This is a genomic window from Sphingomonas sp. LaA6.9 (assembly GCF_022601895.1).
Taxonomy (GTDB): Bacteria; Pseudomonadota; Alphaproteobacteria; order Sphingomonadales; family Sphingomonadaceae; genus Sphingobium_A.
In genome coordinates, this window is record NZ_JAKVIO010000020.1 from 17,309 (window position 1) to 42,852 (window position 25,544).

Here is a 25,544-nt window from a genome sequence, read left to right on the forward strand (position 1 = left end):
CAACAGCGAAGGCATGAAAAGCGACCCGGCCGGCAGAACGCCAGCCAGGTCGTAAGTTCAAGAACCCCTAAAGAATTTCAAGGGCCCTTCGGGTCGCATGACCCTTTAGGGCCCCGGTCGACGATTCGTATTGTATGGAATCGACATGCAGCGGGATTTCTTGGTTAATTCACAATACGTCACGCGGCCTTGCCGCCCGCCGCGATCCAGGCGTCGACGCGCTCCTCCATCACGTCGAGCGGTACGGGCCCGCTCTTGAGGATGACATCATGAAAGCCGCGCACGTCGAACCGCGCGCCCAGCGCCTTTTGCGCCCTGTCGCGCAGCTCGCTGATCTTCAGCCGCCCGACCAGATAGGCAGTCGCCTGTCCGGGATAGACGATATAGCGTTCGATCGCCTTGACGATCCCGCCGGGCGCGTCGGCTGAATTGTCCTCGACATATTTGATCGCCTGTTCGCGCGTCCATTTCTTGTGGTGGAGCCCTGAATCGACGACCAGCCGGATCGCGCGGTGGAGTTCGAGCTGGAGCCGCCCGAAATCGCGATAGGGATCGGTGTAGAGCCCCATGTCCTTGGCGAGCTTCTCCGAATAGAGCCCCCAGCCTTCCGCATAGGCGGTCACGCCGCCAAACTGGCGAAAGGCGGGCACGTCCTTCAATTCGGTCTGGATCGCGAGCTGGAGGTGATGCCCCGGAATCCCCTCATGATAGAACAGCGCCTCGACCTCGGTCAGCGGCATGTCCGCCATGTTGTAGAGATTGGCGTAATAGGTGCCCGGGCGCGTCCCGTCGGGCGAGGGGCGCTGGTAGAACGCCTTGCCCGCCGATTTCTCGCGGAATGCCTCGACGGGCTTCACCACCAGCGGCGCCTGCGGCAGCGTCGCGAACCAGTCGGGCAGCTTCGCAGTCACCCATTGCTTGGCCTTCTCGGTTTCGGAGAGATAGAGCGCGCGGCCCGCCTCGTCATTCGACGCATAGAAGCGCTTGTCCTCGCGCATGAACTTGAAGAAGCCCTGCAGGTCCCCGGAAAAGCCCGTCTTCTTCATGATCTCGCGCATCTCGCCATGGATGCGCGCGACATTGTCGAGCCCGACCTGATGGATCTGGTCGGGGGTCATTGCGGTGGTGGTGTAGTTGGCGAGCCGCTCGGCATAATAGGCGGCCCCCTCCTTGAAGCGCCACACGCCGTCATCGATGCCCGCGATCGCCTGCTGGCGCTCCATCTCGGTGATCAGGCGGCCATAAGCGGGCTTGACCGACTTCATCAGCGCATCCGATGCAGCCGCGAGCAGCGCGTCCTTCTCACCCTGCGCGATATCGAGCTTCGCCACCTTGACCTTGAAATCGGCATAAAGCGGCGCCTCGGTCGCCATCCGCGTGAAGGGGAAGCCCGAGATCACGTTCTTCGAATCCGAGATCACATAAGGGTACACCCATTTGGGCGGCATCACCCCAGCGGCGGCGCGCGCCTTCGATTCAGCGATCAGCTGGTCGATCGCGGGGCCAAGACCGTTGAGGCGGCTGACATAGGCTTCGGCATCGGCCTTCGTGTCGATGCGGTGAATATTGATCAGGAAGGCAGGCAGCTGGCTGTGCGGTCCGTTCATCTGGTCGAAGACATAGCCATAATCGCGATACTGGTACGCCCGCGTGCCCCGCTCGATCATCTTCTCGAACAGGCGGAAGGACAGCGCGTTCTCGGCGTTGAGCTGCGCGGGGTCGAATTTCGCGCGCATCGCCTTCAGCGCCGCCTGATCGGCGTCATATTCGCGCTCCTCGGCGGCGTCGGTGAACTCGTCCCATTTGCCATAGTCGGCATCCTTGATCCCGCGATAGGACTTGGACAGCGGCGAGCGCGCGAGCTGCGCGGCGTCATAATCGGCGAAGAATTTGAGGATCGCCGCATTCTGGTCGGCCTGCGCCTGCGCGGGCGCGGCGACGGGCAGAATGAGCAGTGGGGCAGCGGCGGCCAGGGCCAGCGCCGACAGGGCGGGGCGGATTACGCGCATCTTGTGGAATCTCCCAGACAAAGTTCTGCGCGGGACCCTAGAGGAAAGAACGCACTGTTGTGAACTCTCCCCATAGACTCGTCGAAGCGGATATGGCGTTCGTCGAAAGCGTGTGCATCCCGGCTATGTTTTGACCCGTCCCGCCGCTGCTGCCATAGGCTTGGCGCCATGCTTTACTCGCTGCTCCGCCCGCTCGTCTTCACGCTCGATGCCGAGCGCGCGCATCGCCTCAGCATCGCCGCGCTGAAGCTGCTGCCCGTCGCCGCGCCGCCCGCGCCCGATCCGCTGCTGTCGACGCGCTTCGCGGGGATCACCTTTCCCAATCCGGTGGGGCTCGCCGCGGGCTATGACAAGGATGGCGAGGTGCCGCACGCCATGCTCGGCCTCGGTTTCGGCTTTACCGAACTCGGCACGCTCACGCCGCTGCCGCAGGCGGGCAATCCGAAACCCCGCCTCTTCCGTCTTGTCGAGGACGAGGCGGTCATCAACCGCATGGGCTTCAACAATGGCGGGCAGGAAGCGGCGCGCGAACGGCTGAAGCGCGTGGCGCACCGTCCCGGCATCGTCGGGGTCAATATCGGCGCGAACAAGGACAGCACCGACCGCATCGCCGACTATGCGAAGGGGGTCGCGGCGATGAAGGAGGTCGCGACCTACCTCGCCATCAACATCTCCTCGCCCAACACGCCCGGACTGCGCGCGCTGCAGGATGCGGGGGCGCTCGAGGCGCTGCTCGACGCGGTGACGGCCGCGCGGGGAAGCGACGGCCCGCCGATATTCCTGAAGGTCGCCCCCGATCTCGAGCCCGCCGATATCGACGACATCGCGCGCATCGCCGCGGACAAGGCACTGGACGCGCTGATCGTCTCCAACACCACCATCACCCGCCCCGCTCTCGCGAGCCGCCACGCCGGCGAAACCGGCGGCCTGTCAGGCGCACCCTTGCGCGACCTGGCCCAGCAACGCCTCGCCGATTTCCGCAAGGCAACGGGTGGCACGATCCCGCTCATCGGCACGGGCGGCATCGCCACCGCCGAGGACGCCTATGCCCGCATCCGCGCCGGCGCGAGCCTGATCCAGATCTATTCGGCGATGGTCTATGAAGGGCCGGGCCTCGCGCGGAGGATCAGCAAGGGGTTGAAGGCGCTGCTCAGGCGCGACGGTTTCGCCAATGTCGCGGACGCGGTGGGAACCGATACACGCTGAAGCCGGACCGTCCCGCGATACCGGCTGTGCGGGTGAATATCGTTGTGGCCCCGCGCCGGGGGCGGCAAAAAATCCCACCTCGGGATGACGGGAGCGATCGGATGAGGCCGCGCTCGGTGCTCCTTGCAGCAATCATGATATCGACGGCTGGGACCGGCCTTGCGCAGGAGCGCCTACTGTCATCGCCGGCGTATGTGGCGCCGATCCGCACGCCGCGCGAGATTGCCAACCGCCAGTTCGCCGCGCGCATGGAAGCGCTGCGGCAGGAGGCGGTCCGCCAGCAACAGGCCGACGGCGGCACCCTCACACCCGAACACCGCGCCCAGCTACAGGCAAAGCTCGATCGCCTTCATGAGACCCATCGACGACTGGTGGCGCGTAACGACGCCTTGAGCGTCAACGCCGACGGCTCGCGCCGGGATTGAATTGCGGGAGGCGCGGGCGACGCGCTGACGCCTGTTTTGTGCTCATTGTCGTGGATTGCGGATGAGGTCGTCTAATCGCGCGCTATAACGCAAGTCCTTTCTGGTTGATCGTTTGCCGGGTGCATGGTCGTCTTCGGGGTCGGCATCGGCCGCCACATGATGGGGCTTCGCGGGTTGAGGCTTCCAATGTGGATGACGCACTGTGCTGGTATACAGCTGTGCACCTCATCTGACGGAATGGCTCTGCCCACGTCCCGGCAGGGACGTATCGGCGCGTTCGGGCCGGACGCTAACCGATTTCTAAGTTGCGGCGGCAGATCGGTTGAACATCTCGCCGGACTTCAGCATCGCATGCATTAGGACGGCGAGCTTCCGAGCGACGGCAACAGCTGCGCGCTTGAAGCCGACGCGCTCCCTGAGCTTGAGACCCCACGTCCGCAGATCGCTATCTGCCGAGGAACGGGTGAGGACAACTGTCGCTGCTTCGTAAAGGAGACCGCGCAGGTGACGGTCTCCTCGTCGTGATATGTGGCCATCATAGTCTACTTCTCCGGATTGGTAGCGCCGGGTCGTCAGCCCGAGCCATGCGCCCACGGAGCTGGATTTCTTGAAGTTATTGGGATCTTCGATCGCAGTCGCGAAAGATGTCGCGGTGATCGCGCCTATTCCTGGGATCGACATGAGGATTTGGCACGCTTCGCTCTCGCGTGCGTCGGCAACAAGCTGCCGCCCGAGTTCGGCTGCTCTGATGCGTATGCTACGCCAAGCCTCCAGGACCGGCAGCACGATAGCGGCGAGTCCCAGTTGGTCGACGAGGAGGTTCCGAACATGCTCCTCGAACTTGCTTCCCTTGCCTGCGGGTACGAGCAGGCCGAATGTCTTCATTAGCCCCCGGATTTGGTTCGAGAGCTCTGTCGCAATCCTGACCAACCGGGTTCGTGCCGCCACCAGCGTGCGGGCCAGCATGCTGTCGAACCCCTTTACCCGCACTTCCCGGAAGAAGCCGACCTCCGCCAGATGCGCCAGACCATCCGCGTCATTCGCGTCCGTCTTGTTCGCCGCCATATCGAGCGCCGCCTTGGCATGGCGCGCATCGATGCAGATCGCCGGTAGCCCTTCTGCGGAGAGCGTATGGTAGAACCACACCGACAGGGGTCCGGTCTCGAAGATAACCCGTCTCGCTGATGGCGCGCGCTTGCGTATCAGCTCCGCAATGAGCTTCGGCTCCGACGCACACTTCCCACGCCAGATGCGCGTGCCATCACGCCGCACAGAGACGGCCGTCTCTTTCATCGACACGTCGAGTCCGATATACTCTTCCATGGCTGTTCTCCGTTAGATGCTTGGGCCCGGCGCCAGTCGTGAGCCCGTATTTCCATCTTATCGGGGAACAGCCACCCGCTTCCATGCTGCGACTGCTTTGGGGCGACTCGCTCCCGCGATTACCCCATGTGGATGGCTCCCGCTCACGGCAGCTGAGTGCCAGGATGGGTTGCTGTCATGCAAACCCGAGCAAAGGAGCCACCGCCATGGAGATTAGCACGATCGGCCTGGATTTGGGCAGTGATCAGGCAGATCGACAAATCCGATCACTTCACTTCGCAGGGAACCGATTTTTCTTTCCGCATGCCTGACCTTTCTAACCTTCGGGCCGGACTTATCGCCCTGATCGATCACAGAAAGCCAGATAATCGACTGGATATTATTGCGAGCGATTCGCATATTGTGCGTGGAAGGAACACGCCATGTCCGCCGACTATCTGAAGACGCTCACCTATCTCGCGATCCACCTCACCATCGGGTTCAGCGTCGCCTATGCGCTCACCGGATCGGCGTCGGTCGCGGGCGGGATCGCGCTCGTTGAGCCGTGCATCAACGCGGTCGCTTTCTTCTTCCATGAAAAGGCATGGCGCGGTGATTTCGCCTTTGCCCGGCTGCGGAGCATGATTTCGGCATGAGCGCTTGCCGCAAGAACAAAGGCGGCTAGTATCGCGCCCCATGTTCAAGCGCATCTTTCTGATCTTCGCCCTTTTCCTGATTCCCACCGCCGCCACTGCCCAGGGCGGTGTCGTGTCCTCGGCCGATCCGCGCGCCACCGAGGCGGGGCGCGAGATACTCCGCGCGGGCGGCAGCGCCGCCGATGCCGCGATGGCGATGATGCTCGCGCTGACCGTGGTCGAGCCGCAAAGCTCGGGCATCGGCGGCGGCGGCTTCCTCGTCCATCACGACGGCAAGACGCAGAAGATCGGGACGATCGACGGGCGCGAGATGGCGCCGAAATCGGCCTCGCCCGATCTGTTCCTCGATGATTCGGGCCAGCCGATCGGCTATCGGGACGCTTTTCAGGGCGGGCATTCGGTGGGCGTGCCCGGCAATATCCGACTGATGGCGGACGCGCACAAGCGCTGGGGCAAGCTCGCCTGGCCGCGCCTTTTCGAGCCCGCGATCCGGCTTGCCGACAAGGGCTATACGGTCAATGCGACGCTCGCGAACCGGCTCGCGATGATCGCGCCGCTCTGGTCGCGCTTTCCCGATGCGCAGGCTATCTATTGGGAGAATGGCAAGCCCAAGGCGCAGGGCGCGACGGTGAAGAACCCTGCGCTCGCCGCGCTGCTCAGGCGCATCGCAGCCGAGGGGCCCGACGCCTTCTACACGGGTCCCGCGGGTCAGGCGCTGGTCGCCGCGGTCAGCAAGGCGCACGTGAGTGCGGTGCCGATGACGCTGGCCGACCTGGCCGCCTACAGGGCGAAGGATCGCGACCCGGTCTGCGCGCCCTATCGCCGCTTCAGGGTGTGCGGCATGGGCCCGCCCTCCTCGGGTGCGACGACCGTGCTCCAGATCCTCGGTATGCTCGAGCGCTTCGACCTGAAGGCAATGGGCAAGGACGATCCGAAAGCCTGGCACCTGATCGCCGAGGCCATGATGCTCGCCTATGCCGATCGCGAAATGTATCTGGGCGATCCCGATTTCGTGAAGGTGCCCGTCGCGGGGCTGATCGACAGGCAATATCTCGCCGGTCGCTCGAAGCTGATCGCGCCCGAGACCTCGCTTGCCGCCTATGAGCCGGGCACGCCTCCGGGGGCCGAGCCGCGCACCTATGCGGTATCGAAGGAAGTCGCGGGCACGACGCATTTCGTCGCGGTCGACCGACAGGGCAATGTCGCCAACATGACCTCGACGATCGAGGGTCCCTTCGGCAGCCAGCTCGTCGCGAACGGCATGTTCCTCAACAATGAACTGACCGACTTCACCTTCGCGCCGATGCAGGACGGCGCGCCCGTCGCCAACCGCGTCGAAGCGGGCAAGCGGCCCTTGTCCTCGATGTCGCCGACGATCGTCTATGACCAAAGCGGCAAGGTCGTTCTCGCGCTGGGTTCTGCGGGCGGCAAGCGGATCATCATGCACGTCGCCAAGACGCTGATCGGTTACATGGATTTCGGGCTTCCGGCGGCCGACGCGATCGCCCTGCCCAATATCTATTTCGGCGGCGACGCGGTGATGATCGAAAAGGACACGCCGCTCGTCGCAAAACTGCCCGAAATGTCGAAACTTGGCCGTACCGTGGTCGCGTCGGATCTGGGGTCGAAGGTCAATGCCGTGGAATGGACAGCACAGGGCTGGCGGGGCGCGGCCGATCCGCGCAGCGAGGGCACCACGCTCGCGGAATGAATGGGCGCCGTTCGGGGGGACGGTCAGGGTTTATAGGGATTGGCGATGCGGCAAAGCCGTGCGTCTAATGGAGGGGTCATGCGCGAACTCGAACATTTTCCGAATCTCGTCACCATGTTCTTCAAGCGGGCCGGCGAGGAGGGCGACAAGCCCTTTCTCTGGCACAAGGCGGGGGGAAGCTGGCACTCGCTGAGCTGGCGCGAGGCTGCGGAGAAGGTGGCAAGCCTTTCGGCGGGGCTCAGGCGCATCGGCCTCAAGCCAGGCGACCGCGTCATGCTGGTGAGCGAGAACCGCCCCGAATGGTGCCTGTCGGACCTCGCGATCATGGCCGCGGGCTGCGTGACGGTGCCGACCTACACCACCAACACCGAGCGCGACCACCAGCACATCCTCGAGAATAGCGGCTCCGCGGCGGTGATCGTCTCGAATGACAAGCTCGCGCGCAGCGTGATGCCCGGCGTCGTGCGCTCATCGCAGGTCCGCGCGGTGATCGGGATCGAGCCGCTGCGCGTCGCGCAGACCGGCCATGTCGACTATCACGACTGGAACTCGCTGATCGCCGCCGAGATGCCCGACATATCAGGAGCCGCGGCAGCCGCCACCTTCGGACGCGGCGATCTGGCGTGCATCATCTACACCAGCGGCACCGGCGGCGCCCCGCGCGGCGTCATGCAGCATCACGGCGCAATCCTCCACAATGTCGAGGGCTGCTGCATCATCATCACGGAGGACTTCGGCTGGGACGACGAGGTCTTCCTGTCCTTCCTGCCACTCAGCCACGCCTATGAGCATACTGGCGGCCAGTTCCTGCCGATCGCATTGGGCGGCCAGATCTATTACTCCGAAGGCCTCGACAAGCTCGCCAGCAATATCGAGGAGGTGCGCCCGACAATCATGGTCGTGGTGCCGCGCCTTTTCGAGGTGCTGCGCCAGCGGATGGTGAAGGCGGTCGAGAAGCAGGGCAAGGTGCCGCAGGCATTGCTCAAGCGCGCATTGGGGCTTGGCGCGAAGGAACTGGGCGGCAAGCTGCCCTTCTGGGACAAGCCGATGGATGCGCTGCTCGACAGGATCTTCCGCCCCAAGATCCAGGCGCGCTTCGGCGGCCGGATGAAGGCGCTCGTCTCGGGCGGCGCGCCGCTCAATCCCGATATCGGCGTCTTCTTCCACTCATTGGGGCTGACGCTGCTTCAGGGCTATGGGCAGACCGAGGCTGCGCCCGTCATCTCGTGCAACCGCCCCAAGGCGGGGATCAAGATGGACACCGTCGGCCCGCCCATGCCGCGCACCGAGGTCAGGATCGCCGAGGATGGCGAGATCCTCGTCCAGGGCGAACTGGTGATGAAGGGCTATTGGCGCAACGAGGCCGAGACCGAACGCGTGCTGATCGATGGCTGGCTGCATACCGGCGACATCGGCCATATCGACGACAAGGGCCGGATCGTCATCACCGATCGCAAGAAGGACCTGATCGTTCTCGACAAGGGCGACAATGTCGCCCCGCAAAAGGTCGAGGGGATGCTGACGCTCCAGGCCGAAATCTCGCAGGCCATGGTGACGGGCGATCGTCGACCCTATCTCGTCGGCCTGATCGTGCCCGACGCCGAATGGGCCAGGGACTTCGCGGAGGCCAAGGGCCTTCCCGCCGACATCAGGCTGCTGCGCGAGCATGAACCCTTCCGCGCCGCGATCTCGGCGGCGGTCGACCGCGTCAACCGCGACCTCTCGGTGACCGAAAAGGTCCGCCGGTGGATCTTCGCCGACGAACCCTTCACGATCGACAACAAGCAGATGACGCCTTCGCTCAAGATCAGGCGCCATGTGCTGCGTGAAGTCTATGGCGAGCGGACCGATGCGCTCTACAAGGGCTGACGGCGCAGCGGTTACTGCGCCCGGGTATAGGGGGTGAACTGCCCCAGCCTGCATTTGCCGATCGGTATCGATCCTCCGCCGCGTTCAACCACTGAAACCAGGTCGTTGCGGCACAGATTGCTGCCCCAGAGTTCGACGATCAGGATCTGGTTGGGGCGCATGAACGGGCAGTTATCTGGCAGGTCGTTGCGCCAGAGCCGGTTACCCTGGCGGTACAGGATGGTCTTGCTGTCGATGATGTCGGGACCACCGCCCTCGCTGGCCGGAATGCAGTTCACGGGCTCGCCTGCGATCCGGCCTTCGAGCGCCTCGGCAAGTCGTTGCTGCGCGCGCTCAGAAGATGCGGCGGTATGCGTGGCGCACGAGGCAGCGAGCACCAGCACAGGAGTTAAAAGCAACGCGCGCATGATCATCGCGGCTTCCGGTAAGGGACGAAATCGCCAAAGATGCATGAGCCCGTCGAAAAGCCCGCCACGAGATCGGTGACAGTGGCGATGTCGCCGCGGCAGAGCTGGCTCGTCGTGCTCCGCGTGATGATCGCTTTGGTGTCGTTGAGCCCGGCGCAACCGCCCTGGAAGTTGTTCACATAGACCATGTCGCCGGCCATTTCATAAACCACGGCGCGATCACGGATGGTAGTGCTCGAGCGCGCCTGGTGAAGCGTGATACAATCGGTGGGTTCTCCCGACTGCACCCTGCCCTTCAGCGCCTTGGTGAGCTCTGCATCAGCACGTGCGTCGCGTTCGGCGCGCGCCGCTTCAAGCTGCGCCGTATCGGCAGTCGCGCAGCCGGCGAGGCCGGCAAGGCCCAATATCGGTATAAGGAGACGCATGGGGATACCTTTCGTGAAAGCGATTGTCCCCTGATGCCACTGATCCTACACCCTTTATCCGCGAAATGCATCCTTTTCGGCGCGGCGCTGCGCAAGCTCTTCGACGGTCGCCGCGCGCATGAAGGGATTGGTCTCGCGTTCGAGCGCGATCGTCGTCGGCACCGTCGCCTCGCCGGCCGCGCGCGCGACGTCGACCGCCTCCATCCGCGCGGCAATCGCCGCATTATCGGGCTCAGCCACGCGCGCATAGCGGCCATTGGACTGGGTATATTCATGCGCGCAATAGACGCGCGTCTCGCCCGGCAGCGCCTTCAGTCTTTGCATATTGCCAAACATCTGCGCAGCCGTCCCCTCGAACAGCCGTCCGCAGCCCATGGCGAAGAGCGTATCGCCGACAAAGATGATGTCCTCGTCGGCGAAATGATAGGCGATATGCCCCGCAGTATGCGCCGGAACCTCGAGCACCCGTGCGACAGCACCGCCCAGCGCCACCTCGTCGCCTTCGCCCACCTCGCGATCGAGCGTCGGGATCCGCGCAGCCTCGGCTGCAGGGCCCGTGATCGTGCAACCCGTCGCGGCCTTGATCTCGGCATTGCCGCCGGTGTGATCGGGATGCCAGTGGGTGTTCCAGATCTGCGTGATCGTCCAGCCGCGTCGTGCGGCTTCGGCCAGCACGGGTTCGGCGACGGCCGGATCGACGACCATCGTCTCGCCCGAGACCGATTCGTGCGCCAGCCAGACATAATTGTCGCTGAGCACGGCTATGCGGACGATCTCGATCATCGCGGCGGTCCTTTTACCAGCTGCCCGTATTGGGCATCGAGGCCCAGGGCTCGGCGGGCTCCAGCCGTCCGGCCTGAAGCAGTTCGACCGAAATATTATCGGGAGTTCTTACGAACGCCATATGCCCATCGCGCGGCGGCCGGTTGATCGTCACGCCATGGTCCATCAGCCGCTGGCAGGTCTCGTAGATATTGTCGACGCGGTAGGCGAGGTGCCCGAAATTGCGCCCGCCCGAATATTCCTCGGGATCCCAGTTGTGCGTCAGTTCGACCTCGGCCTCATCGCCGGGCGCTGCGAGATAGATCAGCGTGAAGCGCCCCTGCTCGCTCTCCATCCGCCGCGTCTCCTTCAGGCCGAGCAGCTCGAAGAAGCGGATCGTGGCGTCGGGATCGGTGACGCGGATCATGGTGTGAAGGTATTTCATCGACACATCCTGTTCAGGCGGAAAGGGATGAGCGCGATATAGGCGACCACGCCGGGCTTTGCAGCCCCTATTGCCTGGGTTGCGGCTCGGTCTTGGGCGCATCCATCGCCTCGAGCGCGGCGGCAGCGGCCTTGCCGGCTGGGCTGCCGGGCTGGTTATTGACCGCCCCCTGCCATGCCACGCGCGCGGCCTCGGGAGAGCCCGCGAGGATCGCGATATTGCCAGCCTCGAGCGCCACCGACGCATCGTCAGGGGATCGCTTCGCGGCCTCTGCGATATCGGTCTGAGCGCGCTCGACATCCTCCATCCGCCGCGCGAGCGTTGCCGAGAGCAGCCAGGCGAGCGGGTCGTCGGGCACCAGTTTCAGGGCCTGATCGAGATCGCGGCGCGCAGCGGCAGGATCGTTCATGCCCACGGAGGCGCGCGCGCGGTCGAGATGCGCCTCGCCCGCCATTTGGGCCTTGAGCGCGCCCGAGGCCAGCGCGGTGTCCAAGGCAGCGCGCGCAGCCGGATATTCGCCTGCCGCAAGCCGGGCGTTGCCCGCCTGCACCCACAGATTGGCCGCCCGGCCATCTTGAGCCATCTCCGATTCGCGCGCCGCCTGTTCGAACGCCACTGCAGCCGAAGGCCAACGCTGCTGCCGCGCATAGGCAAGCGCGAGACAATGCCGCGCGGGAACCCCTCCCCCTTCGATCCGCCACTGATTGGCCTGCTCGATCGCCTTGTCCGGCTCCTGTGCCGCCAGCAGCGCGCACGCGTCGAAGCGCGACTCCGCCGTCGGAACGGGCGTGGCCACGACCGAAGGATCAACCGCGATGGTTTGCAGGAGCAGGGCAAGGGGTAACGTCATCAGATCTCCAGCAAGCGCTCGACCGTGGCGATGAGGAGCGCGATATCGGCATCGCGCGACAGGCGATGATCGCCATCCTTGACCAGCGTCACCTGCACATCGGCTGAACGCAGCCGCTCGGCGAGACGGAGCGAGATATTCCAGGGCACGTCATCATCCATCTGGCCGTGGAGCAGTCGCACCGGACAGTCGAGCGCGATTTCGGCATCGAGCAACCGGTTTGCCTCACCCGACTCCCAAAAGCCGCGAGTCGTGACATAGGGCTCATCACTATATTCCGATGTCTCCTCGATCCTGCCGTCCGCAACAATCGCGGCCTTGTCGGCATCGCTAAAGCCCCAGTGCGTGAAATCGGGTGCCGCGGCGATACCGAGCAGCGCGCCGACGCGATCGGGCCGCGCGAGTGCGACCAGCAGCATCAACCAGCCGCCCATCGACGACCCGACAAGGATCAATGGCCCATCGGTGCGCGCATCGATCAGGTGCAGCACATCGTCGCGCCAGCTTTCCAGCGTGCCATCTGTGAAAGCACCCTCGCTCGCCCCGCAGCCCGAATAGTCGAGCCGGAGCATCGCGTGCCCCTTGCGCGCCGCCCAGCCGTCGAGCGCGATCGCCTTCGAACCCTCCATGTCGGACATGTAGCCGGGCAGGAAGACGATGGTCGGCCCGGCGCCGCTGCGATGCGCATATGCCAGGCGCAGCCCGTCGGCGCGGGGGAGATAGGCGATATCGGTCATGCCGCGCTTCTTAGCGCCCGAACCAGCCCATGTCCCCCTTCACATCGGGATCATTGCTGCAGATGTCGACCAGCGCTTCCCATTGGTCGCGCGTGAGCGCCGGGCGGTACGCGATGTCCTTCGCCGCATTCGACGCGAACAGCCGCTCGCGGTCGCCCGAGAGCGGGTGGCTCGACAAATAATTGAGCGCAATGCTCGCCTTGCCCAGTTCCTTCTCCATCTTGCCCAGCCGCGCGAAGAAACCGGCGGTTGCGACGGGCGAAATCCGCGCGCGCTTCATCGCGGCGATCGAAGCGTCGTCGGCGGCACGCTCGGCGTCGCGCGAATAGGTGGCAGCGAGCAGCGCATTGAAATAGCCGCCAACATCGCCGCTCATCCCGCCAAGAATGACGCTGAGCCCCGCCTGACGGAGCAGCGCCTGCATCACGTCGCGATTCTGGACATGACCGATCTCGTGACCGAGCACGCCGGCAACCTCGTCGGCCGAATTGGCTTCCTTGAGCAGCTGGTCGAAGATGACGATCTTGCCGCCGGGCAGCGCGACCGCGTTGACCATCGGCACCCTGGCGACGCGGACCTCGAGCGGCAGGGCTTTCGGATTGAGTTCACGCGTCAGCGCGTCGAGCGCCGCCTGCCCACCCGGGCCGTCGCAGAAGCGCCCACCGAAATCGCCGACGATCGCATCGCCGAGCTTCCTTTCAAAGCTGGGCGGCACATGCGGCGCGATCCAGCGCGGCGCGCTCATGACGACGAAGACGACGCCTGTGGCAACGACCGCGCAAGCCGCTGCCGCCCGCCACAGCCCGATCCGGTCGATGAAGCCGCCATAGCGCTCGGGCCGCGGAAGGCGTGCCGCGATTTCCTCGGGTATCGCGCCACCAAGGCCCAGCCGCCAGCCGGGACGGTCCTTCAGGCCATACACCGTGTCGCCGCCCGAAGGCCCGCGTGCGACCAGCGCATTCCAGCCGATGGGGCCGTCGCTGCCCTGATCGTCGACGAGCGTGAAGCCCGCATCGTCCGCGACCAACCGGGGCAGGCGACGGATTCCCGTTTCGCCGTCATAGTGCCAGACCGTGAAGGACGGGTGCTCCACCCCTCAGATCGCTCCGACATCGAGCGCGTCGAGCAGCCCCTCACCCTGTGCCGGCATGCGCGTGGTCGATTGAGTCAGCGCCGCGACATCGATTTCCCCGCTGGCTTCCATATGACGGATGAAGAAGCTCCAGTTGCGATAACCCAGAAAGGCGACGCCGATGCCGAGCGTAACGATGACGAGGCCGATATTGCCGAGAAAGAGCTTGATCCAGTCCTTCGTTCGCGCGGTGAATTCGAAATCGAGCGCGGTCAGGCGCAACGAGCCGACAGCCTCGCGCATGAAGGCCGCGTAATAGGCGAGGATGATCAGCGGGAAGATCAGATAGATCGCAGCGATGAAGGCAAAGGCGGTCACCATAGCGCCCGCGCCCGGCTCACCACCGCCCGCGCCCATGGTCATGATCACGGGGATCATCGCGATCAGCCCGCCGAAGATCACGATGAACGGCGCGGCATAGCACAGGATATAGCGCCACATGATCTTGCCGAAATCGGCATCCGCCGAGAATTCATAGCCGCCAAAGCTCATCTTGCCCCAGCGTTCGTTCCACAGGCTGCACATGGCCCAGGGAATCATCAGCCCTGCCGCGAGGAAACCGACAGCCTGCTTCCACACGGCCGACCAGCCATAGCCGAAACCCTGATCGTCGCTCCCGCCGCGAATGCCGCGCCACCAGCTGCGGCTGAGGCGGTAGCGCAGCGCGCGGAAGCGCGCGAGGCCGAAAAGATAGAGGAAGAAGACGTAGATGCCGAGTATGAGGATGATCGCGGCAATCTCATGGCCGCGCAGCATCATCGCCTGCAGGCCGAACTGGATGAACAGCAGCGGCACGATCAAAAGGCCCACGACGACCACGAAGCCGACGAACAGCTCCTTGCCTGTGCCCGTCCATTCCAGCCGCTCGTCGATGAAGCGCGTCTGGCTCCACAGATAGCGACGTTCGCGCGTCGTCGCCCAGAATCGGTAGAATCCGAGCGTCACGATCGTGAGCAGCAGGTTGGTGAGCGCGATCGGCGCAAACTCGCGCCAATTGCCCTCGAACGCGAATGCGCTGTCCTGTTCGTGCATCAAGCCCCCCAGCTTTGCCTTGTCATTCACAGGGTTGGCATTGTTGGGGGGAGCCGGTCAATGTCTTTGCGGGCGGGCGCTCAGATCACCCATTCGATCGAGCGCATCTCGATATTCGCCTCGCGCTTCGCCGCGCGCTTGGCGACCATCAGTTCGTAGAGCCGCTTGATCGTACCGCTGCCCGTGGTGACGAACATCCGCGGCACGAACGCGTGGAGGACACATGCTACGCCGCCCACGATCATCGCGATGCCAAATCCGCCAGCCGCGCGGAAATGCTCGGCATAGCTTTCACCGACTTCTTCGGGATGCTCGAGAAAGAGTTTACGCAGCACGCTTCGCGGTCCTTGTCTTATGGGGCTGGCGCACCGAATATCATCAATTGCGCGGCTTTGCATCCACCGCTTGCCCTTGAAGCGGCGTTGCGGGCATAAGCCGCGCGCAATCCTGCCACTTGTCCTACGAAGAGAACGCCAGAACCATGTCCGAGATGTTCAAGATCACGCTGCCCGACGGATCCGTCCGAGAGGTTGCGCCCGGGACTACCCCGGCGGACATCGCGGCTGCAATCGGCCCGGGCCTTGCCAAGGCGGCGCTCGCGGCCAGGGTCGATGGCGAGGTGCGCGATCTCAATCGCCCGCTCGAAGGCGACACCCGGCTCGCGCTGGTCACCGCGCGGGACGAGGCCGACGCGCTAGAACTCGCACGCCACGATTTCGCGCATGTTCTCGCCGAAGCGGTGCAGGCGCTGTTTCCGGGCACGCAAATCACCTTCGGTCCTGCGACCGAGGACGGTTTCTATTACGATTTCGCGCCGAAGGATCGTCCCTTCACCGAGGAGGATCTGCCCGCGATCGAGGAAAAGATGCGCGAGATCATCCGCGCCGACAAGCCGCTCGTCCGCGAAGTCTGGTCGCGCGACGACCTGATCGCGCGCTGGAAGGCCGAAGGCGAAACCTTCAAGGCCGAATGGGCCGCCGAACTGCCCGAGGGAGAGGAACTGTCGGTCTACTGGTCGGGCAAGGACTGGCTCGACATGTGCCGCGGCCCGCATTTGCCCTCCACGGGCAAGCTCGATCCGCAGGCCTTCAGGCTGACGCGCGTCTCGGGCGCCTATTGGCGCGGCGACCAGAAGAACGCGATGCTCTCGCGCATCTATGGCACGGGCTGGCTCAACAAGAAGCAGCTCGACGCGCATCTCCACCGCCTCGAGGAAGCCGGCAAGCGCGACCATCGCAAGATCGGTGCGGAGATGGACCTGTTCCATCTCCAGTCCGAGGCGCAGGGTTCGGTATTCTGGCACGCCAAGGGCTTCATCCTCTGGCGCCAGCTCGAGGCCTATATGCGCCGCCGCCTTGACGCGTCGGGCTATCGCGAGGTCAAGACCCCGCAGCTGATGGACGCCAAGCAGTGGGAACAGTCGGGCCACTGGGGCAAGTATCGCGAAAACATGTTCGTCGTCCCCGACGAGATTCCCTCGACCGAGGACGAAGGCCCGGTGCTGTCGGGCGATGCCGACCTGATGGCGCTGAAGCCGATGAACTGCCCCGCGCACATCCTGATCTTCAAGCAGGGCATCAAGAGCTATCGCGACCTGCCGATACGCATGGCCGAATTCGGCTGCTGCCATCGCAACGAGCCGCATGGTGCGCTGCACGGCATCATGCGCGTGCGCCAGTTCACGCAGGATGACGCGCACATCTTCGTCCGCGAGGACCAGCTGATCGACGAGATCCGCGACTTCTGCGACCTGCTCGACAGCGTCTATCGCGACCTCGGCTTCGAAAGCTATGCGATCAAGCTGGCGCTGCGTCCCGAGCAGCGCTTCGGCTCGGACGAGATGTGGGACAAGGCCGAGCAGACGCTGCGCGACGCGGTTGCCGCTTCGGGCCGCGCCACGGAAGAGTTCGGCTGGGAGGAACTCCCCGGTGAAGGCGCCTTCTATGCGCCCAAGCTCGAATTCCACCTGACCGACGCGATCGGACGGACCTGGCAGGTCGGCACGATCCAGGCCGATACCGTGCTGCCCGAGCGCCTCGACGCCAGCTATGTCGGCGAGGATGGCGAGCGCCACCGCCCCGTCATGCTCCACCGCGCGATCCTCGGCACCTTCGAACGCTTCATCGGCATATTGATCGAGCATCATGCCGGGCGCTTCCCGCTCTGGCTCGCGCCGGTGCAGGCGGTGGTGGCGACGATCGTCTCGGACGCCGACGACTATGCGCGCGAGGCGACCGCAAGGCTCGCGGCGGCAGGGCTGCGCGTCGAATCCGACCTTCGCAACGAAAAGATCAACTACAAGGTGCGTGAACACTCGCTGGCGAAGGTCCCGCACCTGCTCGTCGTCGGCAAGCGCGAGGCCGAGGAGGGCACCGTCGCGATCCGTACGCTCGGCAGCGAAGGCCAGAAGATCATGACGCTGGACGAGGCGATCGCGTGGCTGAAGGACGAAGCGACTCCGCCCGATCTGAAGGCGCACGGCTGAACAGGCAGAGCATGGCGGCGGCGTCGCCGCCAACGCTGCGTATCAAGTCCGCCAATCGCGACGATCTCATGGCTCAAGTCGTTAACCTGTTAAATTATGCCAAAGATGTCGCCCGACCCGCAGCCAAGGGGCAATTTCTCAATTCGCCTGATATTTGAGCTCGGACGTCGGAGCTGACCGTGTTCCGGCAACGCGATTTGCTCCGGGAAGCGAGGGCGATGGATTTTGGCCGCTCGGGTCTCATATCGATTTATTAACCATTTTCTATCAAGCAATTGACATGCTTGACGAAATTTCAACGTGGCAGCAACGGTCTCCGGTACTTTGGATACTGATATTTGCGTTTGGCCTTCTAACCCTATGCATGTTGATGGTCGCGAACCTGACCGTCACAAACTGGATTGGCCTGCTTCCAATCATCGCGTTACTTGGCGCAACTGCAGCAGTTTACAGGCGCATCAGGCCAGTTCCGGCAATTTCTGCCTTGGCAGAAGCGGTTCTAATGCTGTCGATTATTATGACCTTTGGCATAATCCTCACCTATGCGATGGGCACATCCGACATGCCCTGGAGCGACTCAGTGCTTGCACGGTGGGATGTATATTTAGGATTCGACTGGATAGCCTATGCGCGTTTTCTTGATACTCAACCGGCCATAGTCTTATCCGCTCTGCGGTGGAGCTATTGGTTATTCGTTGCACAACTTCTGCTTATCACCATCATACTGGCGGTCATGCAACGCTACGAACGCCTATCGGCCTTTCTGGCCGCCCTCGTGACGAGCCTGACTGTAACTTGTTTCATTTTTGCATTGATGCCAGCCAAATCAGCATATGCCTTCTACGATGCATCGGACCTGAACTTCGATCATCTCGCCGCCCTTAGCACAACTCAGCATATCCCGGTTCTCGAAGGCCTGCGCGACGGATCGCTCGTGTCGATTGATCTGTCAAAGCTGCATGGCATCGTGACCTTTCCGAGTTTTCATGCATGTGGCGCCGCTTTGCTCATTTGGTGTTTTTGGGCGACACGGTGGCTCCGCTATCCAGGTATTGCGCTTAACATGTCGATGCTTGCTGCAACGCCCGCACACGGGGCGCATTATCTGATCGATATCGTTGCCGGTGTATTGCTGGCCGCGTTGTCGGTATTGCTCTCGAGATATATTTTTAGACGAGCCGAAGCATTTCTTTATCAACTCCCACCCGTGGCGAGCGCGCCGGAAGCCGCCTGAGTAAAGGCCCGCGCCTTGCCCACCCAAAATAAGGCTTAACCAACAGCGCCCAACCGCCTGTCATGGTGCAGCCGATCGGCAACGGTGCGGCCCGATTCATACGCCGGATGTCGCACGCCCCTTTTCTTGTGGCCGCTAAATCGCTAAATGGCGCGCGAAGCCACGACAGGAGACACTGCTATACGTCCGCCCATGACCAGGCGCCCGCTCGCGCCGCAGATGCCGAACAACGGCCCCCGCTATAACGAATTCATCAACTCGCCCAAGGTTCGCGTGATCGACGAGAATGGCGAGAATCTGGGCGTGATGTATACGAAGGAGGCCATGGAGCAGGCCGCCGAAGTCGGGCTCGACCTGGTCGAGGTGTCCCCCAACGCCGATCCGCCGGTCGCCAAGTTCCTCGATGTGGGCAAGTACAAGTACGAAGCCCAGAAAAAGGCGAACGCCGCGCGCAAGACGCAGAAGACGCAGGAGATCAAGGAGATCAAGATGCGTCCGAACATCGATGACCATGATTACGAGGTCAAGATGAAGGCGATACACAAATTCATCGGCGAGGGCGACAAGGTGAAGGTCACCCTGCGCTTCCGTGGCCGCGAACTCTCGCACGGCCAGCTCGGCATGGCACTGCTCCAGCGCGTCCAGGAGGACACCGCCGAGGACGCGAAAGTGGAGGCCTATCCGCGCATGGAAGGCCGCCAGATGCTGATGGTGCTGTCGCCCAAATAAGCGCGCGCGAGTCCAACGATACCAGCAACCCGAATCGAACGCGCCCGCGGCTATATGCTGCGGGCGCGTCGTCGTTTTGGGACAATACCCGATCTTCAAAAAGGCTAATCCGCCTGTCAGGGCGCCGCACCGGCCGACCCGGGCGTTTTGAAGCCTCCGCATTCCGTAGCGTAAGTTGCAGTTCGCCACGCAACACTGTGGCAAAAAGGCCGCAAAGCCGCAGAAAACTGCGGCTCATCGCCGACGCGATATAGCTAGATGACGCGGCAACCGTTACAAACGCAAAAAAATATCAAAGACGGTAAAATTCGTCAGATCAGAGAGGAGAGCCTAATGCCCAAGACCCCTTGGATGCTGTCGGTGGCATGTCTTGCGATCGCAACACCCGCCTTTGCGCAGGACGCCACACAAGAAACCGCCGATCAGTCAGCGCCCGCCTCCGCCGATGCCGGCGAGATCATCGTGACGGCGCAGGGACGTGCACAGGCGCTCTCGGACGTGCCGCTGGCAGTCTCCGCGGTCACCGCCGAGTCGCTCGCCAATACGGGCGCCAATGACATCCGCCAGCTCAACCAGATCGCACCTTCGCTGCTGGTGTCTTCGACAGGCAGCGAAGCCAATGGTTCGGCGCGCATTCGCGGCATCGGCACCGTTGGAGATAATCCGGGCCTCGAAAGCTCGGTCGCGGTGTTCATCGACGGCGTCTATCGGTCGCGCTCGGGCATCGGCCTCAACGAGCTGGGCGAGATCGAACGCGTCGAGGTCCTGCGCGGGCCGCAGGGGACGCTGTTCGGCCGCAACGCCTCGGCGGGCCTGATCAACATCGTCTCGAAGAGCCCGAGCTTCGACTTCGGCGCCAATGCGGAAGCGACCTATGGCAATTATGACTATTGGCGCCTCGCAGGCGGCATCACGGGCCCGATAACCGATACGCTCGCCGCGCGGATCGACGGGGTCTGGGCCAAGCGCGATGGCTTCTACGACGACGTCAACAACGATACCGACGTCAACGATCGCGACCGCTATTTCGTCCGCGGCCAGTTGCTGTTCGAACCGTCGTCGGACCTGAGCTTCCGCCTGATCGGCGACTATACCAGTCGCGACGAGAAATGTTGCGCCGCGACCTATGTCGGCCCGACGGTGAACCCCTATATCGGCCGGCTCAACGATCCGGCGCAGAACAACATCATCCGCGTGCTGACAGCGCTGGGCCAGGATCCCGCCGCCTTCAATCAGGGTTACAGCCGCGACATTTCGGTGACACCGGGACGCAGCTATGGCGGCAAGACAACCGATTGGGGTGTCTCGCTGGAAGCCAACTGGGATTTCGGCGGCGCGAACCTGACCTCGATCACGGGCTATCGCGAGTATAAGAGCTCGCAGGGCTCCGACACCGACTACAGCACGGTCGACATCCTCTACCGCGCCGATGACGGCAATTCATCGCGCCGGTTCAAGACCTTCAGCCAGGAACTGCGCCTGCAGGGCTCGGCGTTCGACGACAAGCTCGACTGGCTCGTCGGCGCCTATTTCGCGGATGAGGATCTTCAGGTCACCGACAATCTGCGCTTCGGCGCCCAATATGGCCGCTTCGCGACCTGCCGCCTCGTGACGGGCAGCGCGCTTTCGCCGCTCTTCTCGCCGACATCGGCGGGCTGTCTTGCCGTGCGCCCACCCGCTTTCGGCGCTGCCTCGCCGATCATCTATGCGGCGATCGACCGCCTCGACGGGATTCGCGACCGCGGCAGCACGCTCGACGTCTACAAGCAGAACAGCCGCAACTACGCGTTCTTTACGCACAATATCATTCACATCACCGACCGGTTCGACCTGACGCTGGGCCTGCGCTACACCAACGAGCGCAAGAAGTTCGACGCCACCTTCGGCAACGACAACACCGCCTGCGTCGCCAACCAGCAGGCGCTGCTGCCCTTCCTGAGCAACCCTGCGCTGGCTGCGGTGGCCGGCGGCATCATCGGCCTGTCCTGCCAGGGCAATTCGACCGCCGAACTCAACGGCGTATCGATCGAAGACCGCCGCACCGAGGACGAATTCACCGGAACCGCGGTGCTGTCGTACAAGCCCACCGACGATCTCATGATCTATGGAAGCTATTCGCGCGGCTATAAGGCGGGCGGATTCAACCTGGATCGATCGGCGCTCAAATCGCCTGTCCTGCCCTTCGCGGCCACGCCGGGCGGCGCACAGGGGCTTGTCGCAAACCTGCAATTCGACCCCGAGATCGTCGACGCCTTCGAGATCGGCGCCAAATATTCGACGGGTCCGCTCAGCATCAACCTGGCGGCGTTCCGCCAGGAGTTCAGCAATTTCCAGCTCAACACCTTCAACGGCACGGTCTTCCTCGTCCAGAACATCAATGCGTGCGGCACCGACCTCGCCGGGGCGGACCGCGATTCACCACGCGCCGGTGCGCCGAACTTCAATGCCAATGCGGCGGCAACCGGAGCGTGCTCCGCCGATGAAGTCGGCTATGGCGTCAAGGCACAGGGCGTGGAATTCGAAGCTTCGCTGGTGCCCGCGGACGATGTCCGCGTCAGCCTGGGCCTGACCTGGGCCGAGACCAAGTATCGCAACAACCTGGTCGGCAATGATCAGGGCGCGCCGCTCGATCCCGCACTTCGCAAACTGCCCGGCGACAATCTCTCAAATGCGCCCGAGCTTGTCGCGACCAGCTCGCTCGCATGGACGCCGCCGCTCGGCGATTCGGGTCTGTCGGGGCTGTTCTATGTCGATGCGCGCATGACCGGCGACTACAACACCGGCTCCGATCTGTTCCCGCAAAAGGAACAGGACGGCTATGCGATCGTCAATGCGCGCGTGGGCTTGCGCGGTGAGGACGAGCGCTGGGCGGTTGAACTCTGGGCGCAGAACCTGTTCGACAAGAACTATGCGCAGGTCGCGTTCAACTCGCCCTTCCAGGAGGGCGCGGCGGGCGCGCCCTTTGTCGACCCGCAATATCCGGGCGGTCGCCAGATCTTCTCGCAGTTCCTCGCCGAACCGCGGACCTACGGGATCACGCTGCGCGGCAGGTTCTGACGCGTAGCCGAGCCTGAACGCCGGCCCGTCCCGACAAGGGGCGGGCCGGTTTGGTTTGAACCGTCGCACCGCGCCTGGCCTGGTCAGCGCCATGCTGCCCGAGGGCGCTCGTCAGCCTGATTTTTCGCCGCGCTGCGCCGCCCGACTGCTGATCTGATCACGCGGCCTTGCGGCCCTCCTGTTCGCCGCGTGCCGCCTCGAGCATCCTCCGCTCGAGCGCCTTGGTCCGCGTGGTGCCCTCGATCTTGTCGCCGATGAGGTCGGTTATGTAGAAGGTGTCGACCGCGCGTTCGCCATAGGTGGCGATATGCGCCGAATGGATCGTCACCTTCGACTGGAAAAGCGCATAGGCAAGCGCATTGAGCAGCGCGGGCCGATCGCGGGCATTCACCTCGATCACCGTATAGCGGTTCGACGCCTTGTTATCGATCAGCACCGCCGGCTCGATCTCGAACGCCTCCGCGCGCGTGCGCGCCAGCGGCTTCTGCGCCAGCCGGTCGGCGAGCTTGTGGCGATTGGCGAGCGCATCCTCGATCGCGGTTTCGAGGCGCTTCAGGCGCTGGGGTTCGTCGAGCGGCTGACCGAAGGGATCCTGGACAAGGAAATTGTCGAGCGCCATGCCGTCGCGCGTCGTGTGGATGCGCGCGTCGATGATGCTGCCACCGGCGAGATGGATCGCGCCCGCGACGCGGTAGAACAGGCCCGGATGATCGCTGGCATAGACGGTGACGAGCGTCGCGCCGCGCTCGGGATAGACCTGCGCCTCGATCGAGAGCGGATTCTCGCTGGCGGCCGCGACCAGCCGCGCATTGCGTTCGAGAACGTCCAGGGGCTCGGCGATCCAGTAGGCGTCGGTGAGTTTCTTGCGGAGCCTGGCCATTTCGGCGTCGCTCCAGCCGAGCACCTCCTGCAGCGCCGCCTGCTTGGCCGCGATGCGTTCGGCGCGGCCCTTCTGCTTGTGGCCGAGGCGCAGCATCTCTTCGCCGGCCTCGAACAGGTCGGTGAGCAGCTGGCGCTTCCAGCCATTCCAGACGCCCGGCCCGACCGCACGGATATCGACCACGGTCAGCACGAGCAGCAGGCGAAGGCGCTCGAGGCTCTGCACCTGCTCGACAAAGTCGAGGATCGTCTTGAAATCGGCCAGGTCGCGCTTGAAGGCGGTGGCAGACATCAGCAGGTGCCAGCGTACGAGCCATGCGACGGCTTCGGTCTCGGCCGCGGTCAGCCCGAAGCGCGGGCACAGCTTCTTGGCGACCTCGGCGCCGAGCACCGAATGGTCACCGCCGCGCCCCTTGGCGATGTCGTGGAGCAGCACCGCGACATAGAGAACCCTTCGGGAAACGAGCTGGTTGGCGATCACCGTCGAGAGCGGATGCTCGTCGGTGAGCGTCCCCTTCTCGATCTGCGAGAGCAGCCCGATCGCGCGGATCGAATGCTCGTCCACGGTATAATGATGGTACATGTCGAACTGCATTTGGGCCACGACACGGCCGAAATCGGGAACGAAGCGCCCGAAGACCGTCGCCTCGTTCATCCATCGCAGCACCGTCTCAGGATCGCGCGGAGAGGTGAGCACGTCGAGGAACAGCGCATTGGCGCGCGGGTCGTTGCGCACCGACGCATCGATCAGCTTTGCATCGCGCGCGGCGGCGCGGATCGCGAGCGGATGGATTTCGAGCCCGTGTTTATCGGCCAGCGCGAACATCTCGATCAGCCTGATGGGATCCCTGGCGAAGAAATCCTCGGCGGGCAGCGCGAGGCGACCGCGTTCGAGCACGAAGCCGTTGAGCTTTTTGGGGCTGCGGCGGATCATCGGCAGTCCGAAGCGGCGCCCGCGGGCGGCGTGGCTTTCGTCGAGATGCGCGAGGAACACGCCCGTCAGGTCGCCGACCTGTTTCGCGATCAGGAAATAATGCTGCATGAAGCGCTCGACCGCAGACTTTCCGGGGCGGTCGGCATAGCGCATGCGGCGCGCGATTTCGGGCTGGAAGTCGAAGGTCAGCCGTTCCTCGGCACGCCCCGCGATGCTGTGCAGATGGCAGCGCACCGCCCAGAGGAAATTCTCCGCCTTCTGGAACTGGCGCAACTCGTTCTTCGTCAGCAGCCCCTTGTCGACCAGCTCGGCGACGGTCGGCACGCGGTAGACATATTTACCGATCCAGAAGAGCGTGTGGAGATCGCGCAAGCCGCCCTTGCCCTCCTTCAGATTGGGTTCGACGACATAGCGGCTGTCGCCCATGCGCTTGTGGCGCACGTCGCGCTCGGTGAGCTTCTCGGCGATGAAGGTGCGGCCCGTCCCCGCCATCACCTCATTGGCGAAGCGGAGGCTCGCCTCGTCATAGAGCGCCTGATCGCCCCAGACATAGCGGCCCTCGAGCAAGCCGGTGCGGATCGTGATGTCGGACTTGGCCATCCGTACCATCTCGTCGAGCGACCGGCTCGACTGACCCACCTTCAGCCCCAGATCCCAGAGCGTGTAGAGCATCGCTTCGATGACCTGCTCGGTCCAGCCCGTCTGCTTCCAGGGGGTGAGGAAGCCGATATCGACGTCCGAAAAGGGCGCCATCTCGCCGCGCCCATAGCCGCCGACCGCGATCAGCGCGATCCGTTCCGAAGCGGTCGGATTATTGATGGGATAGAGCCGTTTGGTCGTGAAATCATAGACCAGCCGCAGGAGCTGATCGACGAGAAAGGCCTGGGCGGCGGCGGCCTCGCTGCCGCGCGAGGGATATTCGAGCAACCGCCGCGCGATCTCGGCGCGCCCCGCGTCGAGCGCTTCCTTCAGCAACGCCACCGCGCCCTGGCGCAGCGCGGTCGTATCGCTGCTATCGGGCATGAGCTCGGCAAGCGCGTCGGACAAGGCGCGCCGATCGACGATGGCGCGGCGCTGCGGGATGCTTTCGAAACGGACGGACATCGGGCTAGTCTAGAGCAGTTGGCGCTGGAGCGGGAACCGCTTTTTCGGCGCGCGGGCCAAGCTTAGCTTCACTTAGCTTCACAGATTTCTCACAAAACGCCATCCCGCATAGCCCCCGCCCATCCCGGCACGCACCAAGGTCCGCCCCGATCAT

The 25,544-nt window shown here is 63.9% G+C and carries 22 protein-coding genes; 10 read left to right on the top strand and 12 right to left on the bottom strand.

Annotated elements, in window-relative coordinates; genetic code table 11:
* Positions 1-179: 179 nt before the first annotated feature.
* On the bottom strand, positions 180-2,009 hold the full coding sequence (locus tag MKI88_RS11430; protein ID WP_241631513.1) for a DUF885 family protein: 1,830 nt from the start codon (positions 2,007-2,009) through the stop codon (positions 180-182).
* 168 nt (positions 2,010-2,177) lie between these two features.
* On the opposite strand from MKI88_RS11430, the gene MKI88_RS11435 reads away from it, so the two are divergent.
* Complete coding sequence (locus MKI88_RS11435; protein ID WP_241631514.1) at positions 2,178-3,215, top strand: quinone-dependent dihydroorotate dehydrogenase; 1,038 nt, start codon at positions 2,178-2,180, stop codon at positions 3,213-3,215.
* 101 nt (positions 3,216-3,316) lie between these two features.
* Entirely contained in the window at positions 3,317-3,640 is a 324-nt protein-coding gene (locus tag MKI88_RS11440) for a hypothetical protein (protein WP_241631515.1), read from the top strand.
* 300 nt (positions 3,641-3,940) lie between these two features.
* Here the strand turns inward: MKI88_RS11440 and MKI88_RS11445 are convergent, their stop codons facing one another.
* Positions 3,941-4,963, bottom strand: coding sequence for an IS110 family transposase (locus MKI88_RS11445; protein ID WP_241631516.1), 1,023 nt, complete (start codon positions 4,961-4,963; stop codon positions 3,941-3,943).
* Between the two features lie 422 nt (positions 4,964-5,385).
* On the opposite strand from MKI88_RS11445, the gene MKI88_RS11450 reads away from it, so the two are divergent.
* The 3 genes from MKI88_RS11450 to MKI88_RS11460 all read left to right on the top strand — a co-directional run bounded on the left by MKI88_RS11450 (position 5,386) and on the right by MKI88_RS11460 (position 9,178).
* Positions 5,386-5,598 carry a DUF2061 domain-containing protein gene (locus MKI88_RS11450; RefSeq protein WP_241631517.1) on the top strand — a complete coding sequence of 71 codons (213 nt, stop codon included), beginning with the start codon at positions 5,386-5,388 and terminating at the stop codon, positions 5,596-5,598.
* A 40-nt stretch (positions 5,599-5,638) separates the two neighbouring features.
* The gene (gene ggt, locus MKI88_RS11455) at positions 5,639-7,309 is read left to right on the top strand and encodes a gamma-glutamyltransferase (RefSeq protein ID WP_241631518.1); all 1,671 of its coding nucleotides are present in this window, start codon (positions 5,639-5,641) and stop codon (positions 7,307-7,309) included.
* A 78-nt stretch (positions 7,310-7,387) separates the two neighbouring features.
* Positions 7,388-9,178 carry a long-chain fatty acid--CoA ligase gene (locus MKI88_RS11460; protein WP_241631519.1) on the top strand — a complete coding sequence of 597 codons (1,791 nt, stop codon included), beginning with the start codon at positions 7,388-7,390 and terminating at the stop codon, positions 9,176-9,178.
* 11 nt (positions 9,179-9,189) lie between these two features.
* Here the strand turns inward: MKI88_RS11460 and MKI88_RS11465 are convergent, their stop codons facing one another.
* The 9 genes from MKI88_RS11465 to MKI88_RS11505 all read right to left on the bottom strand — a co-directional run bounded on the left by MKI88_RS11465 (position 9,190) and on the right by MKI88_RS11505 (position 15,303).
* A complete protein-coding gene (locus MKI88_RS11465; RefSeq protein ID WP_241631520.1) occupies positions 9,190-9,591 on the bottom strand; it encodes a hypothetical protein in 402 nt (133 codons plus the stop codon).
* Positions 9,588-10,010 carry a DUF6491 family protein gene (locus tag MKI88_RS11470; RefSeq protein WP_241631521.1) on the bottom strand — a complete coding sequence of 141 codons (423 nt, stop codon included), beginning with the start codon at positions 10,008-10,010 and terminating at the stop codon, positions 9,588-9,590. The genes MKI88_RS11465 and MKI88_RS11470 overlap by 4 nt, the downstream gene beginning before the upstream one ends.
* 54 nt (positions 10,011-10,064) lie before the next feature.
* The gene (gloB, locus tag MKI88_RS11475) at positions 10,065-10,793 is read right to left on the bottom strand and encodes a hydroxyacylglutathione hydrolase (RefSeq protein ID WP_241631522.1); all 729 of its coding nucleotides are present in this window, start codon (positions 10,791-10,793) and stop codon (positions 10,065-10,067) included.
* Positions 10,794-10,806: 13 nt separating this feature from the next.
* Positions 10,807-11,217 carry a VOC family protein gene (locus tag MKI88_RS11480; protein WP_241631523.1) on the bottom strand — a complete coding sequence of 137 codons (411 nt, stop codon included), beginning with the start codon at positions 11,215-11,217 and terminating at the stop codon, positions 10,807-10,809.
* Positions 11,218-11,284: 67 nt separating this feature from the next.
* Positions 11,285-12,067: a tetratricopeptide repeat protein gene (locus MKI88_RS11485; RefSeq protein ID WP_241631524.1), complete on the bottom strand. Its 783-nt coding sequence runs from the start codon at positions 12,065-12,067 to the stop codon at positions 11,285-11,287.
* The gene (locus tag MKI88_RS11490) at positions 12,067-12,804 is read right to left on the bottom strand and encodes an alpha/beta hydrolase (protein ID WP_241631525.1); all 738 of its coding nucleotides are present in this window, start codon (positions 12,802-12,804) and stop codon (positions 12,067-12,069) included. Before MKI88_RS11490 ends, MKI88_RS11485 begins: the two co-directional genes overlap by 1 nt.
* A 10-nt stretch (positions 12,805-12,814) precedes the next feature.
* Positions 12,815-13,897, bottom strand: coding sequence for a M48 family metallopeptidase (locus MKI88_RS11495; protein ID WP_241631526.1), 1,083 nt, complete (start codon positions 13,895-13,897; stop codon positions 12,815-12,817).
* A gap of 3 nt (positions 13,898-13,900) precedes the next feature.
* Entirely contained in the window at positions 13,901-14,968 is a 1,068-nt protein-coding gene (locus tag MKI88_RS11500) for a YjgN family protein (RefSeq protein WP_241631527.1), read from the bottom strand.
* Between the two features lie 80 nt (positions 14,969-15,048).
* On the bottom strand, positions 15,049-15,303 hold the full coding sequence (locus MKI88_RS11505) for a DUF6356 family protein (RefSeq protein WP_241631528.1): 255 nt from the start codon (positions 15,301-15,303) through the stop codon (positions 15,049-15,051).
* Positions 15,304-15,449: 146 nt separating this feature from the next.
* Between MKI88_RS11505 and thrS the strand changes: the two genes are divergently transcribed.
* The 5 genes from thrS to MKI88_RS11530 all read left to right on the top strand — a co-directional run bounded on the left by thrS (position 15,450) and on the right by MKI88_RS11530 (position 22,473).
* The gene (gene thrS / locus MKI88_RS11510) at positions 15,450-17,453 is read left to right on the top strand and encodes a threonine--tRNA ligase (RefSeq protein ID WP_241631529.1); all 2,004 of its coding nucleotides are present in this window, start codon (positions 15,450-15,452) and stop codon (positions 17,451-17,453) included.
* Between the two features lie 11 nt (positions 17,454-17,464).
* Positions 17,465-17,611 (top strand): hypothetical protein, encoded by a 147-nt coding sequence (locus tag MKI88_RS11515; protein WP_241631530.1) that lies wholly within the window; start codon positions 17,465-17,467, stop codon positions 17,609-17,611.
* Between the two features lie 122 nt (positions 17,612-17,733).
* Entirely contained in the window at positions 17,734-18,687 is a 954-nt protein-coding gene (locus MKI88_RS11520) for a phosphatase PAP2 family protein (RefSeq protein WP_241631531.1), read from the top strand.
* Between the two features lie 192 nt (positions 18,688-18,879).
* Positions 18,880-19,416: a translation initiation factor IF-3 gene (gene infC, locus MKI88_RS11525; protein WP_241631532.1), complete on the top strand. Its 537-nt coding sequence runs from the start codon at positions 18,880-18,882 to the stop codon at positions 19,414-19,416.
* A gap of 333 nt (positions 19,417-19,749) precedes the next feature.
* Positions 19,750-22,473, top strand: coding sequence for a TonB-dependent receptor (locus MKI88_RS11530; RefSeq protein ID WP_241631533.1), 2,724 nt, complete (start codon positions 19,750-19,752; stop codon positions 22,471-22,473).
* Between the two features lie 157 nt (positions 22,474-22,630).
* Here the strand turns inward: MKI88_RS11530 and MKI88_RS11535 are convergent, their stop codons facing one another.
* A complete protein-coding gene (locus MKI88_RS11535; protein WP_241631534.1) occupies positions 22,631-25,390 on the bottom strand; it encodes a [protein-PII] uridylyltransferase in 2,760 nt (919 codons plus the stop codon).
* Positions 25,391-25,544: the final 154 nt, after the last annotated feature.